This window comes from Xanthomonas sp. NCPPB 3582 (assembly GCF_041475735.2).
GTDB lineage: Bacteria > Pseudomonadota > Gammaproteobacteria > Xanthomonadales > Xanthomonadaceae > Xanthomonas > Xanthomonas codiaei.
Window position 1 is genome coordinate 1841298 of sequence record NZ_CM192968.1, and the last position, 14119, is coordinate 1855416.

Annotated in this window: 11 protein-coding genes; 7 read left to right on the plus strand and 4 right to left on the minus strand. The window is 66.2% G+C overall.

All coding sequences use genetic code 11. The annotated features are described in order from the left end of the window. The first annotated feature begins 5 nt into the window (after positions 1 to 5). The 6 genes from leuS to ACCQ05_RS07840 all read left to right on the plus strand — a co-directional run bounded on the left by leuS (position 6) and on the right by ACCQ05_RS07840 (position 7425). Entirely contained in the window at positions 6 to 2663 is a 2658-nt protein-coding gene (gene leuS, locus ACCQ05_RS07815; protein ID WP_372393440.1) for a leucine--tRNA ligase, read from the plus strand. Between the two features lie 334 nt (positions 2664 to 2997). Further along, entirely contained in the window at positions 2998 to 3639 is a 642-nt protein-coding gene (locus ACCQ05_RS07820) for an LPS-assembly lipoprotein LptE (protein WP_104540146.1), read from the plus strand. Between the two features lie 168 nt (positions 3640 to 3807). Continuing rightward, the gene (gene holA / locus ACCQ05_RS07825; protein WP_372393441.1) at positions 3808 to 4836 is read left to right on the plus strand and encodes a DNA polymerase III subunit delta; all 1029 of its coding nucleotides are present in this window, start codon (positions 3808 to 3810) and stop codon (positions 4834 to 4836) included. Then, entirely contained in the window at positions 4833 to 5789 is a 957-nt protein-coding gene (gene nadD, locus ACCQ05_RS07830) for a nicotinate-nucleotide adenylyltransferase (protein WP_372393442.1), read from the plus strand. Before holA ends, nadD begins: the two co-directional genes overlap by 4 nt. Before the next feature lie 56 nt (positions 5790 to 5845). Beyond that, on the plus strand, positions 5846 to 6256 hold the full coding sequence (gene rsfS, locus ACCQ05_RS07835; protein ID WP_228963963.1) for a ribosome silencing factor: 411 nt from the start codon (positions 5846 to 5848) through the stop codon (positions 6254 to 6256). A 122-nt stretch (positions 6257 to 6378) separates the two neighbouring features. Continuing rightward, positions 6379 to 7425 carry a J domain-containing protein gene (locus tag ACCQ05_RS07840; RefSeq protein ID WP_372393443.1) on the plus strand — a complete coding sequence of 349 codons (1047 nt, stop codon included), beginning with the start codon at positions 6379 to 6381 and terminating at the stop codon, positions 7423 to 7425. A gap of 196 nt (positions 7426 to 7621) precedes the next feature. Here the strand turns inward: ACCQ05_RS07840 and ACCQ05_RS07845 are convergent, their stop codons facing one another. After that, on the minus strand, positions 7622 to 9157 hold the full coding sequence (locus ACCQ05_RS07845) for an alkaline phosphatase PhoX (RefSeq protein ID WP_372393444.1): 1536 nt from the start codon (positions 9155 to 9157) through the stop codon (positions 7622 to 7624). A 120-nt stretch (positions 9158 to 9277) separates the two neighbouring features. Here ACCQ05_RS07845 and rlmH point away from each other — a divergent pair, with 120 nt between their 5' ends. Next, the gene (gene rlmH / locus ACCQ05_RS07850; protein WP_228962672.1) at positions 9278 to 9748 is read left to right on the plus strand and encodes a 23S rRNA (pseudouridine(1915)-N(3))-methyltransferase RlmH; all 471 of its coding nucleotides are present in this window, start codon (positions 9278 to 9280) and stop codon (positions 9746 to 9748) included. 412 nt (positions 9749 to 10160) lie between these two features. Here rlmH and ACCQ05_RS07855 read toward each other — a convergent pair whose 3' ends face one another. From ACCQ05_RS07855 to ACCQ05_RS07865, 3 genes are all read right to left on the minus strand, one after another. Further along, positions 10161 to 10835 (minus strand): energy transducer TonB, encoded by a 675-nt coding sequence (locus ACCQ05_RS07855; RefSeq protein WP_104540153.1) that lies wholly within the window; start codon positions 10833 to 10835, stop codon positions 10161 to 10163. A gap of 118 nt (positions 10836 to 10953) precedes the next feature. Continuing rightward, positions 10954 to 12513, minus strand: coding sequence for a tetratricopeptide repeat-containing sulfotransferase family protein (locus ACCQ05_RS07860; protein WP_372393445.1), 1560 nt, complete (start codon positions 12511 to 12513; stop codon positions 10954 to 10956). A gap of 5 nt (positions 12514 to 12518) precedes the next feature. Then, on the minus strand, positions 12519 to 14108 hold the full coding sequence (locus tag ACCQ05_RS07865; protein ID WP_372393446.1) for a tetratricopeptide repeat-containing sulfotransferase family protein: 1590 nt from the start codon (positions 14106 to 14108) through the stop codon (positions 12519 to 12521). Between the last annotated feature and the right edge of the window lie 11 nt (positions 14109 to 14119).

The window sequence follows — 14119 nt, forward strand, 5'->3', positions numbered from 1 at the left end:
TCCCAATGTCCACCGTCGAACCGAACGCCTACGACCCGCAGCAGGTCGAATCCTCCGCCCAGCAGTTCTGGGACGCCACCCGCGCCTTCCAGGTCGACGAAACTTCGGACAAGCCGAAGTTCTATTGCCTGTCGATGCTGCCGTACCCGTCCGGTGCGCTGCACATGGGCCATGTGCGCAACTACACCATCTCCGATGTGGTCAGCCGCTACAAGCGCATGACCGGCCACAACGTGATGCAGCCGATGGGCTGGGACGCGTTCGGGTTGCCGGCCGAAAACGCCGCGATCAAGAACAAGACCGCGCCGGCCAAGTGGACCTACGCCAACATCGACCACATGCGCGGCCAGCTGAAATCGCTGGGTTACGCCATCGACTGGTCGCGTGAGTTCGCCACCTGCACGCCGGACTACTACGTCCACGAGCAGCGCATGTTCACCCGGCTGATGCGCAAGGGCCTGGCCTACCGCCGCAACGCGGTGGTGAACTGGGACCCGATCGACCAGACCGTGCTGGCCAACGAGCAGGTGATCGACGGCCGCGGCTGGCGCTCCGGCGCGCTGGTGGAAAAGCGCGAGATTCCGCAGTGGTTCCTGCGCATCACCGATTACGCGCAGGAACTGCTGGACGGCCTGGACCAGCTGGAGGGCTGGCCGGAGTCGGTCAAGACCATGCAGCGCAACTGGATCGGCCGCTCCGAAGGCCTGGAGATCCAGTTCGACGTGCGCGATACCGACGGCGCCGCACTGGACCCGCTGCGTGTGTTCACCACCCGCCCGGACACGCTGATGGGCGTGACCTTCGTGTCGATCGCTGCCGAGCACCCGCTGGCGATGCATGCGGCCAGGTCCAATCCGGAACTGGCGCGCCTGCTGGAAGAGCTCAAGCACGGCGGCGTGTCCGAAGCCGAGCTGGAAACCCAGGAAAAGCGCGGCATGGCCACCGGCCTGACCGCGGTGCACCCGATCAGCGGCGAGCAGGTGCCGGTATGGGTGGCCAACTTCGTGCTGATGGGCTACGGCACCGGCGCGGTGATGGCCGTACCCGGCCACGACCAGCGCGATTTCGAATTCGCCAACAAGTACGGCCTGCCGATCGTGCAGGTGGTCAAGCTGCGCGAGCCGCGCAACGATGAAGAACAGAGCTGGGACGCCACCCAGTGGCGCGACTGGTACACCGACAAGAGCCGCGAGCTGGAGCTGATCAATTCGGCCGAGTTCGATGGCCTGGATTTCGGCGGCGCCTTCGAAGCGCTGGCCGAGCGCTTCGAGCGCAAGGGCCAGGGCCAGCGCCGGGTCAATTACCGCCTGCGCGACTGGGGCGTGAGCCGCCAGCGCTACTGGGGCTGCCCGATCCCGGTGATCTACTGCGCCAAGTGCGGCGCAGTGCCGGTGCCGGAAGACCAGTTGCCGGTGGTGCTGCCGGAAAACGTGGAATTTGCCGGCACCGGTTCGCCGATCAAGACCGATCCGACCTGGCGCCAGACCACCTGCCCGGACTGCGGCGGCCCGGCCGAGCGCGAGACCGATACCTTCGACACCTTCATGGAATCGAGCTGGTACGTGGCGCGCTACACCAGCCCGAATGCACGCGACATGGTCGACCGCCGCGCCAATTACTGGATGCCGGCCGACCTTTACGTGGGCGGCATCGAGCACGCGATCCTGCACCTGATGTATTTCCGCTTCTATCACAAGCTCATGCGCGACGCGCGGCTGGTGGACAGCGACGAGCCTGTGACCAACCTGCTCACCCAGGGCATGGTCATCGCCGACACGTTCTATCGCGATGCCGATAACGGCGGCAAGGACTGGATCAACCCGGCCGACGTGGAGATCCAGCGCGACGAGCGCGGCCGCGTCACCGGCGCGGTGCTGATCGCCGACGGCCAGCCGGTGCATATCGGCGGCACCGAGAAGATGTCCAAATCCAAGAACAACGGCGTGGACCCGCAGTCGATGGTGGCCAAGTACGGCGCCGATACGGTGCGCCTGTTCTCGATGTTCGCCGCACCGCCCGAGCAATCGCTGGAGTGGAACGAGGCCGGCGTGGACGGCATGGCGCGCTTCCTGCGCCGGCTGTGGGTGCAGGTGCACAAGCATGTGGGCGAGGGCATCGTCGATGAGCTGACTAAGGTCACGATGCTGTCCGGGCCGTTGAGCGCCGAACAGAAGGCCGTGCGCCGCAAGACCCACGAAACCATCGGCAAGGTCGGCGACGACTATGGCCGCCGCCACAGCTTCAACACCGCCATTGCCGCGGTGATGGAATTGTCGAACGCGCTGGCCAGGTTCGACGACGCCAGCGACCAGGGCAGGGCGGTGCGCCAGGAGGCGCTGGAAGCGATGGTGCTGCTGCTCAACCCGATCACCCCGCATGCCAGCCATGCGCTGTGGCAGGTGCTGGGCCGCGGGCAGACGCTGCTGGAAGACGTGCCGTTCCCGCAGGCCGACGCCAGCGCGCTGGTGCGCGATGCGTTGACCCTGGCGGTGCAAATCAACGGCAAGCTGCGCGGCACCATCGAGGTGGCGGCGGACGCGGCGCGCGAGCAGGTCGAAGCGCTGGCGCAGGCCGAACCCAACGCGGCGAAATTCCTCGACGGGCTGACGATCCGCAAGATCATCATCGTGCCGGGCAAGATCGTGAACATCGTGGCAGGCTGATGCCGGCGCCTGTCGGTGCGGCTACCACCCGGTAGCGCACTGCACAGGCGTGCGCCCATGCGTCGGTCCGTCGTCCGGTGTCGCGGCATCGGTAGCACCGGCGCGTGGCAACCTGCAGGCAGGCGTGCGTGATGCGTCATTGCCCATGGCGCGGCGACGCGCGGGCGGACCGCTGCGACAGTTGCTGGCGATCGACCGTCATGGCGCGTGGCGACGCGTTTGCCATCCCTGGGCACCGCGTTTTTTCGCGGCGCCCTATCAAGCCCCGTTCACGCGGGCTGCGTCAGGCTAGCCGCCTGTTGCCGCCACCGGGGCGCTCCTCCAGACTGTGCCCATGATCCGATTTCCTACTGCCTTCGCCGCCTCCCTCGTGCTGGTTTCGAGCCTCACCGCCTGCGGCTTTCACTTGCGCAATTCGCTCGCGTTGCCGCCGGACACTCCCGCGGTGAAGGTGCAGTCCACCGTGCAGTACAGCGAGCTGGCCAAGCTGCTGCGTCGAGGTCTCAAGGCCGCCGGTGCCACCGTGGCCGACGAAGATGCCAAGACCGGCTTTGCGCAGTTGCAGGTATTGTCCGAACGCTGGGGCGACCTGCCGATCGCCATCGACAGCCAGGGCCGTGCGCAGGAATACAGCCTGCGCTACGCCGCTATCTTCACCCTCACCACCGCCAACGGTTCGGTGCTGGTGCCGCAGCAGGTGATCGAACTCTCGCGCGACTACGTGTCGCCGCCGGTGGACGCCACCGGTACCGCGACCGAGCGCGAGATCCTCGCCGACGAGCTGCGCAAGGACATGTCCGCCTCGATCCTGCGCCGGATCGACAGCGTGGTGCGCGCGCGCGTGCAGCGGGGCGAGGGCCTGGAAAGCACGCCGACCGCGCCGCTGCCACCGGCCACCACCCCGCCGGCGCAGCCGTCCACGCCCGAGTCGAGCGTGCCGGCCTCGCTGCCGCCCGTCTCTTCGTCGAACAATTGAGCCGGTGGTGGGCAGTCCTTCCGCGCAGTTGCCGGGCAGCCGCGCCCGGTGTCCGGAATCGGCCTGTGCGGAACGCGGGTGGCAGCTGCCGCATGGCGATGACGGCATGTCGATCGCTACCGCCGCCGTCCTGTCGGTAATGTTTGACTCGCACGCGCATTCCTAGTCATGGAACTTCGCCCCGAACAGCTGGCCGGCCAGTCCAACCAGCCCTTGCAGCCGGTCTACCTGATCGCCGGCCCGGAAACCTTGCGGGTGCTCGAAGCGGCCGACGCGGTGCGTGCCCGCGCGCGCGCCGAAGGCATCAGCGAGCGCGAGGTGTTCGATGCCGATGGCCGCGAGTTCGACTGGAACCAGCTCGACGCCAGCTTCAACGCGCCCAGCCTGTTCAGCCCGCGCCGGCTGGTGGAAGTGCGCCTGCCCAGCGGCAAGCCGGGCAAGGACGGCGCCGAGGTCATCACCCGGTTCTGCGCCAACCCGCCGCCGGACGTGGTGCTGCTGATCACCGCCAACGACTGGAGCAAGGCGCACCAGGGCAAATGGGCCGATGCGGTGGGCCGTCGCGGCACCATCGCGGTGGCCTGGGCGATCAAGCCGCACGAACTGTCCGACTGGATCGAACGCCGTCTGCGCAGCCAGGGCCTGCGCGCCGACGCCGCCGCGGTGCAGCGGTTGAGCGAGCGGGTGGAGGGCAACCTGCTGGCCGCCGCGCAGGAAATCGACAAGCTCGCGCTGCTGGCCGACGGCAAGACGCTGGATCTGGACGCGATGGAATCGCTGGTGGCCGACGCGGCGCGTTACGACGTGTTCCGGCTGGCCGAGACCGTGTTTTCCGGCCAGCCGGTCGCAGCGGTCCGCATGCTGGCCGGCCTGCGCGCCGAGGGCGAGGCGGTGGCCGCGCTGATGCCGATCCTGATCAAGGAGCTGCTGCGCACCGCCGCGCTGGCCAAGGTGCAGGCCAACGGCGGCAACCTGGCCGCCGAAATGAAATCGCAGGGCATCTGGGAATCCCGCCAGGCCCCGTTCAAGCGCGCGCTGCAGCGCCACCCCGAACCACGCCGCTGGGAGCGTTTCGTCGCCGAGGCCGGGTTGGTCGACCGCATGGCCAAGGGCCGTGCCGACGGCGATGCCTGGGTCGGCCTGGAACGCCTGCTGGTCGCGGTAGCCGAAGCGCGCGCGGTGAGATTGCTGGCGTGAGGGCGGGGAGAGCCGGGGGAGCCGGGACCGGGGACCGGGGACCGGGGACCGGGGAAGGGCAGAAGCAACGGCAGCAGCAACCGCAGCAGCAACCGCAGCAGCCGCAACGCGATCAGCGTGCGGCCTTCGGCGCTGCGCCTGGCTCGTCCGGGTCCCCGGTCCCGGGTCCCCAGCCCCCATTCGAGCAAGGGCTAGCGCAGCACCAGCAGCCCGACCAGCGTGCGGCTGCCGATTCCGCAACCGACTCTCCCGGGTCCCCGGTCCCCGGTCCCCGGTCCCGGCTCCCCCAGCTCCATCTTTACTACGGCGGCACCTTCGACCCGGTCCACCTGGGCCACCTGGCCATCGCCTGCGCGGCGCGCGACGAACTGGACGCAGTCGTGCACCTGGTACCGGCCGCCGATCCGCCGCATCGCCCCGCACCCGGTGCCAGCGCTGTGCAACGCGCGCAGATGCTGGCACTGGCGCTGGCCGGCAAGCCTGGTCTGGTGCTCGATGAGCGCGAGTTGCAGCGCGCCTGCGCCGGTGGCGCGCCGTCGTATACGGTGGAGACACTGCGCGAGTTGCGCGCAGCGCTCGGCCCGCAAACGCCGATCGCCTGGTTGCTGGGCGCCGACGCCTTCGTCGAGTTGAGCCAATGGCATCAATGGGAAGCGCTGTTCGGGCTGGCGCATTTCGTGATCGCCGCGCGCCCGGGCACTGCGCTGGATCTGGCCCACTCCCCGGCGCTGGCAGCGGCGGTGCAGGGCAGGTGGGCGGCCCGCGTGGACGAATTGGCCACTTCAGCGGCCGGCCGCCTGTGGCGGCTGCGGCAGCCGTTGCGTGGCGAGTCGGCCAGCGCGGTGCGTGCCCGCATCGCCAGCGGCGCCGAGTGGCAGGCGCTGGTGCCGGCCGCCGTGGCCGGTTTCATCGGCCAGCATGGCCTCTATGGGTGTGCCCGCCCGGCTAGCTGAACACGCGCTCGCCCGGACCGGCCTATAATTCGCGCCAATTCCATCGAGTTGCCGCTTTGACCAGTCCAGCCCAAGTCATCAAGACCTCCATTCCGAATCCGCCGCCGTCCGTGCCGGCCCTGTTGGCTACCGTGCGCGACGCCGTCGAGGAACTGAAAGCCAAGGACGTGGTCGAGATCGATGTGCGCGGCAAGTCCAGCGTCTGCGATTACATGGTGATCGCCTCGGGGACCTCGACCCGTCACGTCAAGTCGATCGCCGACGAAGTGGTCAAGTTCGCCAAGCGCCTGGACGTGATGCCGCTGGGCGTGGAAGGCGAGCGCGAGGCCGAGTGGGTGCTGGTGGACCTGGGCGATGTCGTAGTGCACGTGATGCTGCCGCGTGTGCGCGAGTTCTACGCGCTGGAACGCCTGTGGACAGTGGGCGACCAGCGCCCTGACGAAGCGTCTTCTGCCGATTCCGAGTAAGCGATCCACCAAGTCATCGATCCTCCATGCCTAAAACTACGGCTGCATCTCCTTCCAACGCACCCGCGTCCACGGCATTGCAGCAACTGAGTCGGCAATCCGGTGATGCCGGTGGTCAGGAAATGTCGCCCGCCCGCAAGCGCTTCGACCGGCTGTTGCGTGATCTGCAGCGCCATCGCACCGAGCTGCATGACTGGCGCGAGGCGGTCGAGCAGTGGCGCGCACGCTATCAAGCCGAAGTGCTGCCGCTGTTCGAGCAACAACGGGTGCTGGAGATCGAGCAGATCCATCTGCTCGATCGCATCGATGCCACGGTCAAGCTGAGCAGGATCGATCGGGACTTCGTGTCCGATGAGATCTGCGATCTGGCCGCTCCGCTGATCGAGGCCGGTCATGTCGAGCTCAAGCCCATCTACGAACGCCACAACGAGGTCGGCTTCGACGAGGAGCTCGATGAATCGGATGCGGTGATGAAACAGGTCATCGGTCAGCTGTATGGACTGGATCCGGAGGAGCTGGCCTCGGTCGATTCGCCCGATGCACTCTTCGAACGCATCAATGCGCGCCTGGACCAGGCGCAGGCAGATGCCGACGCTGCCGGCGAACACGCCAAGCAACCAGGCGCCGGTGAGCGGCGGCGTCGCCCAGAGAAAAAAGCCGCCAAGGCCAAGGCCCAGGCCGAGCCGCCGCCGCTGCGCGAGCTGTATCGCAAGCTGGCGAGCAATCTGCATCCGGATCGCGCCAGTGACCCGGGCGATCACGCCACGCGCACCGAGCTGATGCAGCGGCTCAATGCCGCTTACAAGGGCAACGACCTGCTTGGCCTGCTCGAACTGCAGGCGGAGATCGGCCTGCTCGATGCCCAGGGCGTGGACGCGATCAACCCGACGCGTCTGAAAGAGTACAACCGCGAGCTTGACCGCCAGTGCAAGGAACTCAAGTACCAGCTGACCCAGCACGCAATGGATTTCTGCTACGCCTACGATCTGGATCTGCCGACGCAACCCAAGCCCGAGGGGCTGGACAAACTGTTGACCAAGTTCAAGCGTCAGGTCGCCAACGAGGTCATCTACCGGCAGCAGCAGCTGCGCGAGATACGCGAGTTGAAAGACACAAAAGCGATCAAGCGCTGGATCAAACTGCAGCGCGACAGCGTCGGGTTCTACTGACTGCCGCGGCAGCCAGGTGGCCTACCCGCGGTGGGTAGCCGCTGGCCTGGACCAAGCCATGGCGTGTGCGACGTTGTGACAGGAATGCAGACGCCCGTTGCCTGAGCGTCTCGACTTGGGCAAGCGTTGCCGGCAGAACGCCAGCGGGGCGGCCGCTGCCTGAAGGGTGCCCGGCCTTCAGGCAGCGGCCACTGCCTTACAGCGGCCCGCGCTCCCACGGCCCGGTGATCGCCAGGGTGATGCCCGGGGTCTGGATGTTGACGAACAGCGTGCGCGCCAGCGGGTCCCAGCAGGCGCCGCAGAACTCGGTGTCGCGGTAGTCGCCTTCGGCGATGGTCTTGCCGGCGTCGGCGATCTGCTGCGAGGTCAGCTGCACGTTGTTCTTGGCCAGGTAGAACGACTCGCCCTGGCGGGTCAGGCCCAGCAGGCGTGCGCCGGGACCGTATTCGTCCGGGCTTTCGCCGCCGTCCTCGCACAGCACCACGCCGCCGCGTGCGCTGACGGTGACGTTGTCCGGGTTGTGCGCGGCCAGCTGGTTGCCGCTGACGAACAGCGCGCTCAGGCGCTGGGTGAACAGGTCCAGCACCCACACCGCGCCATTGCCGTAGCCGCGCCGCCCCTGCGCATCCACCCCGGTGCTGGTGTCGACGATGAACAGCTTGCCGTAGCTGTACCAGATGCCCTCGCCGCGGCTCATGCGCAGCGCGCCATCGGCCCAGGCCTGCGCGAACGGGCCGCTCAAGGTGTCGTTGGCGCCGATATCGGCAAAGCCTGCCGGCGCGGCGATGCCGTCCAGATCCGGTTCTTCGATATCCACCCATTCCAGCTGGAACTGCTGGCCGATGCTGGCCACGGTCAGGTCGGCATTGCGACGCCCGCGCACGCGTGCGGCCTGCAGCCGGCCACCGTTTTCCAGCGACCCGTTGCGGCCACGGCGGTCGTTGGGGATGAAGCGGTACAGGCCCGACTTGTTGCGGTCGTCCTCGGTGAGATAGACGATGCCAGTGCGCGGGTCGATCGCCACCGCCTCATGGCTGAAACGGCCCAGGCCCACCAGCGGCCGACCGGTGGTGCGCTGGCTGTCCGGGTCCACTTCGAACACATAGCCATGCTTGCGGCCGGTGCTGGACACCGCATTGGTCTTGATCTCTTCGCAGCTCAGCCAGGTGCCCCACGGGGTCGGGCCGCCGGCGCAGTTGACCAGGGTGCCGCCCAGGCTCGGTTCCAGGCTGCCCCAGCCGCGCCGGCCGTAGCTCAGCGTGGTGGTGCCGCCGCCGGCCTGCTGGGTGCCGCTGACGATACCGGTGTCGTACATGGCGGGGGCGCGGAACGGGCTGCCGGCGCCGCGTTCGTGATTGCGGATCAACACGTATTCCAGGCCGCGCAGCGGGTCGCTGCCGGGGCGCCAGTCGGGTCGGCGCAGGCCGACCACGGCCATGCCGTCGTGACGGTCGGGGCAGGGCTGACCATCGTCCATGCGGTCGCCGCTCCAGCCGAACGAGCGGTAGCTGAAACCGCGCGGCAGTTGCAGCAATGGCAGCCCGGTGCTCTGGTCGGCTACCGGTGCCAGCGGGCCATAGCGGCTGGGAACCGGGGCAAGCCGCGCAGACGGGACGCTGGCGGCCTGCGCCTGGCGCGATTGCAAGGCACTCAAGCTGCCAAGGGCACCGGCGGCCATGACGGCGGCGCTTCCCTTGAGAACCTGGCGGCGGGCGGGATCGAAAATCGGCATCGAACGACTCCTGCGGGCTGGGTGGTCGAGCGACACTAATTGCCGGCTGTAACCACACCATGACACCCGGCGACAAACCGTCGCGCGATGCCCGGGCTGTGACGCGGATATCATGTCGCGATGAAATGCCGATTGATCGCCACCGGCGAACGCGCTCCGTCCTGGGTGGCGCAGGGGTTTGCCGAATATCAGAAACGTCTCTCGCACTGGATGCCGCTGGAGCTGGTCGAGATCGAACCCGGCCTGCGCGGCAAGGGGCGCGACGGGCAACGTGCCATCGACGACGAAGGCCGCCGCGTGCTGGCGGCGTTGCCGAAGAACGCGCATGTGGTGGCGCTGGACGTGCCGGGGCGCCCGCTCAGCTCGGAGCAGCTGGCCCAGCGCATGGAGCATTGGCGCAGCCAGGGGCGCGACTTGGCGTTGCTGATCGGCGGCCCGGACGGCCACGCCGCCGATGTGCTGAAAAGCGCCAGCGAAAGCTGGTCGATCGGCCCGCTGACCCTGCCGCACATGCTGGTACGCCTGATCGTGGCCGAGCAGCTGTACCGCGCGGCCGCCATGTTGGCCAATCATCCCTACCACCGCGCCTGAGTGGCCGGCGCGCGGTGACGCAGCGCATGGCTGCAGCAGGGCGTCGCAGGTGCCAGCTCGTCAGGACGGTCGGGCCGCGCGGGAACGATCATCCACTCTGATTGCAGCTGGCCATACGCCCGTCGCCGGTCACGCATCTGCATTGGCGACGAAGGAACAACCGTTGCGCGCCTTCCGGCGGTTTCGGGCATGACGCGATCGCGGCATCGTGATCGGAAGGACGCCGAGGCTGCGACACCAGCGTCAGTGGACGATCGCTCGCTGTGTCGCCGTCAGGATCTGCGCCGTTGCAGGGAGCTTGTCGTTGGCGCTCGCTCCACACCACGACCTTGTGCAGGGGATGGGGGGATGGCTTGCGCAGCGCCCGAAGAGGCGGCGGCCCGGGAACCGGGCCACCGCAGTGGACCGCTCATCAGTTCAGCGAAAAACTCACCGGCACCAGACCGTAGGCCTGCACCGCCTGGCCGTTCTGCATCGCCGGCTGGAAGCGCCAGCTGCGCAGCACCTGGCTACGCGCTGCCAGGTCGAGCGCGCGATGCCCACTGCTGGTCTGCACGCTGACCTCGGTGGGACGCCCGTCGGTGCCGACCAGCACCCGCAGCAGCACCGTGCCCTGCTGTCCCGCACGCAGCGCCGCCACCGGATAACTCGGTGCCGGCGAACTCAGGTACTGCAGTTGGCCTGCCTCGACCGGTCCGCTGCTGGGTGTCGTTGCCACCGGTGCAGTCTCGCCCACCGGATCGGCTGCGGCAGGAAGTGCCACCGATGCGGTGTCCACCACCGGCGCTTCACTGATCACAGGGGTCTGCACCTGCACAGTCACCGGCGTGGACGGGACATGCGTCTTCGGAGTGAACTCCACCTCGACCGGAATCACCTTTGGTGGCTCCGGCGGGGTCTCGATGGTGATCGGCATGACCCAGCGCGGTTCCGGCGCGGGCTGCGGAACCGCCCGATACGACAGCGGAATCAACAACAAACCGCCGGCCAGCAAATGCAAGGCCACGGCGGTACTCATCGCCAGAACGCGCGAGACATCGATGCCTGTGGGACGGAGGGAAACCTGCGATTGCGTGCGAACCATCATCCACCTCCAGAACGGAACTGCGGAAAGGACCAGCGCGGCCCGGACGCACTACACCATCCGGTAGCGTAGGTTTACCGCAGCCGGGCCTGCTGCACAAGCGGCAGTCTCCGGCATCGGCTCAGGATGCGAGGCCGCGTTGCAATGGCAGCAACTGAGACTCGTAGGCTCGCCATTTTGCCTGCGGTGATTTGGACACGTTTGCGCGGACCTGGACAGCGCTGGCGGTCACGACGCCGCGCACCCGCGCACCGATATCCAGCATTGCCGGCTCGAACGGGATGTCGCAGAAATTGCAAACCGCCCTCAAGGTCTGTTCGGGAACATCAACCAGTTGATCGTAGTGAACGTCGAGAATGCGACCCGGCAACGCGCGATGCCAATGCTGCATGAGTCGCGCGTAGTGCCTTTGAAACGCGGCCAACTCTTGCATGTCATAACTGTGAGGATTTGCGTCGGAAAACAGTTCCCGCAAGTTTGAAAAGCAGGTTTCCATCGGGTCGCGCACCATGTGAAGAATACGCGCCTGCGGCAAGGCTTGCGCGATGAATCCGACATTGAAAAAATTCGACGGCAGTTTGTCCGTGAAACAGCGCTGCTCTTGCAGGCGCCAGGCGATGCCATCCAGATAGCGGGCACCTGCCTGGGCCATATCCAGGCCTGCCGCGCGTTGCACCAGGGCGGTATCGATCACGCCACGGCAATGGTGGTCGGTGAGATAGCGCATTGCGGAGGTGAAGTCGTACAGTTCACCCAGGCCTTTCACGTCGTTGGAGCCGGATAGCATTTGTTCCAGCAGGGTGGTTCCGGAGCGATGCATGCCGACGATGAAGATCGGTGTTCGGCCTGGCTGTTCGCCCTTCGTGTCCGGTGTACTTGCGCCAAGCTGGTGCCGAAGCAATGCATCCACCAGTGCTTCGGTATCACTCGATTGATAGTGCAATGTGGAGCGCTTTGCACGGCATCCGGCGAGCAAGGCATCCCAGGCAGGCATGACTTCGCCGAGATCGTCCAGCGACTTGTGCAACGCGTAATACAGCAACGCGCGTTCATTCGGGTTGCGCCCAGGTCGCTGCAATTGACGTCGAATGGCATCGATCTGATGGTGCTGGATGTCCTGTTTGCGCAGAAAAGCGAGCAGCCAATAGGTCTGGGCAATCTCTGGGGCACGCCGGAGGACGCGTTGCAGATCGTCTTCCGCCTGTTGGGAGCGTCCCAGGTAGATAGCGACCTGGGCGCGGGCAAGGCAGGTGGGCGGGTACTCCGGATCGGCCAGGAATGCCTCATCCAGAAACGTGATTGCTTGCTCGGGTAAGTTGAAATACGTCAGCTGCGCAGCGATGGCCAGCAACAAGGGGATAGGAATGCGCGACATCGGAAGCAGGCGCTGCACGCAGGCCAGCAGTGCTGGTCCTTCGTTGAAGGTACGCAATCGTGGCAGCAGCTCGGCCAGCACGGCGGGCAGCGATGTCCCGCTGCCGAGAGCCTGCAGCGTGTAGTCGCGCGCTTGTCGGTAACGGCCACGCATCGAGTGCAGGTATGACAATTGAATCAATGTGCCCGGATCGCCGGGACGCAACGCGAGCGCCTGGACATAGGTGGCGATGGCCTCCTCAAGTGCACCGGTTGCGGCACAGCGTTCTGCCAGTGCACTCAGCGTGGCGAAAGTATCTGGAACCATAAACGTCAGGAGTGTGCTGGATGCAGGAGAGCACGTAGCGGAGCAAGCTGTTGCGCGTAGCGCTGCCACGCGCCTATGCCGCGTGCATGCAATGGCTGGCGTACCTGGGTGCTGCTGGCCGTGGTCACCGGCGCCGTATTGCGGGTGATATCCGACAGGCCTGGCAGGACGGGGACGCCGATGAACTCGAAAATGGACGCCAGTGTCGCTTCTGCATCGGTGACGAGATCCTCGTAGCGCACTTCGAGCACACGATCCGGCGCGCAATGCGCCCAGAAGGCTGTCCAGCGTTGCGCGAGTTGAACGTGAGTGGCCAGCGTGTCGATGCTGTAGCTGTATCCATACGCGCCGCCATGGAAGAATTCCTTGAAGTTGGAAAACGCTGCATCCATGCCTGCACGACTCAGACACAGGATCTTTGCGTGCGGCAGGGCTTTCAGGATCAGCGGAATGTTGAATAAATTCTGCGGATGCTTGTCGGTGGCGAATGCGGTCGCCGATGCCGCGCGGCGCAGACGTTCCAGGTAGCGTTGACCCACCCCCCGGGCATCGATCGGCCATTCTGTTTCGATTTCATCTGTCGAGCCAGGCCCGTAGAAAAAGCGACCGGACACTTCGCTCACCGCTGCATTGAAGTCGTTTCGCTCTCCGGCGCTACTGATCCATCCATGGTTGCCGAGCATGCGGTCGAGCAATGTGGTGCCGGTGCGAGGCAGTCCGACCACAAAAACGGGCGCCGGCTGCGTCGTCGTGACAGGGGCATGCGTGGGATCGGCTACTGCGGTATCCATCAGTTGCTGCAGCTGATCCGCCAAGCGATCGCCTCGATAGTGAACATGCGGTCGCATGCTGGCGTTTGCCCGCGTGAGCGCCTGCCAGGCTGCATCGGTTTCTGATCTGGCATCCAGGTGGTGGAAGAGCGCGCATCCCAGTTGCGCGGATCCCGGCGCGTTATTGGCATGCGCCTCAAGTACCTTTCGCAGGGATTGCTCGATAGCTGCATCGCCGGCGAGTGCCGGATGTTTGGCTGCAGTCCAGTGTGCATCGATGAAATCAGGCTTGAGCGTTAGCACATGTCGCAATAACGCTGCGGACTCATCGATCTTTCCCGAGAATTGCAACACGTTTGCGCGTGTATAGAGCAATAGCGGGTTTGGCCCAAGGATGCGATTGGCCTGATCCATCAGGCGCAGGGCATCATCGAACCGTCCGGCGAGCCAAAGATGCTGCGCCAGCACCGGCGACTGCCGGATGATTTCGGGATGTGTCCAGCTGGCGCTCAAGATCGATGACGCAAGTTCGGCGTCCTCGGAAAAGTCGAGCAATCGCAGCGTGACATAGCCCAGATGTCTGGGGCTGCTGCCGAGACGGACGGCATCTGCGGCGCGGAGCGCGAAGTCGTGCGCGCGACCATATTGATCGTGCCGTTGCGCGTAACGCGACAGGCGCAGGAGTGCAGGCACATGGTGTGGCTGTTCTTCGACGAGCGCGCTGTAATGGTGTTCAGCCTGCTCCCAATCCCCCATGGATTCCGCCTGCTGGGCGGCCTTCCATCGTGCATCGTGCGAGTGAGGTGTATCGCTGTGTTTTGCCATCGGTCTCGATT

Excerpts from the sequence above, each read along its gene's own strand:
- ACCQ05_RS07865 (WP_372393446.1), bottom strand. The coding sequence starts at position 14,108 with ATGGCAAAACACAGCGATACACCTCACTCGCACGATGCACGATGGAAG.
- leuS (WP_372393440.1), top strand. The coding sequence starts at position 6 with ATGTCCACCGTCGAACCGAACGCCTACGACCCGCAGCAGGTCGAATCC.
- ACCQ05_RS07845 (WP_372393444.1), bottom strand. The coding sequence starts at position 9,157 with ATGCCGATTTTCGATCCCGCCCGCCGCCAGGTTCTCAAGGGAAGCGCC.
- ACCQ05_RS07820 (WP_104540146.1), top strand. The coding sequence starts at position 2,998 with ATGATCCGATTTCCTACTGCCTTCGCCGCCTCCCTCGTGCTGGTTTCG.
- holA (WP_372393441.1), top strand. The coding sequence starts at position 3,808 with ATGGAACTTCGCCCCGAACAGCTGGCCGGCCAGTCCAACCAGCCCTTG.
- ACCQ05_RS07840 (WP_372393443.1), top strand. The coding sequence starts at position 6,379 with ATGTCGCCCGCCCGCAAGCGCTTCGACCGGCTGTTGCGTGATCTGCAG.
- rlmH (WP_228962672.1), top strand. The coding sequence starts at position 9,278 with ATGAAATGCCGATTGATCGCCACCGGCGAACGCGCTCCGTCCTGGGTG.
- ACCQ05_RS07860 (WP_372393445.1), bottom strand. The coding sequence starts at position 12,513 with ATGGTTCCAGATACTTTCGCCACGCTGAGTGCACTGGCAGAACGCTGT.
- ACCQ05_RS07855 (WP_104540153.1), bottom strand. The coding sequence starts at position 10,835 with ATGATGGTTCGCACGCAATCGCAGGTTTCCCTCCGTCCCACAGGCATC.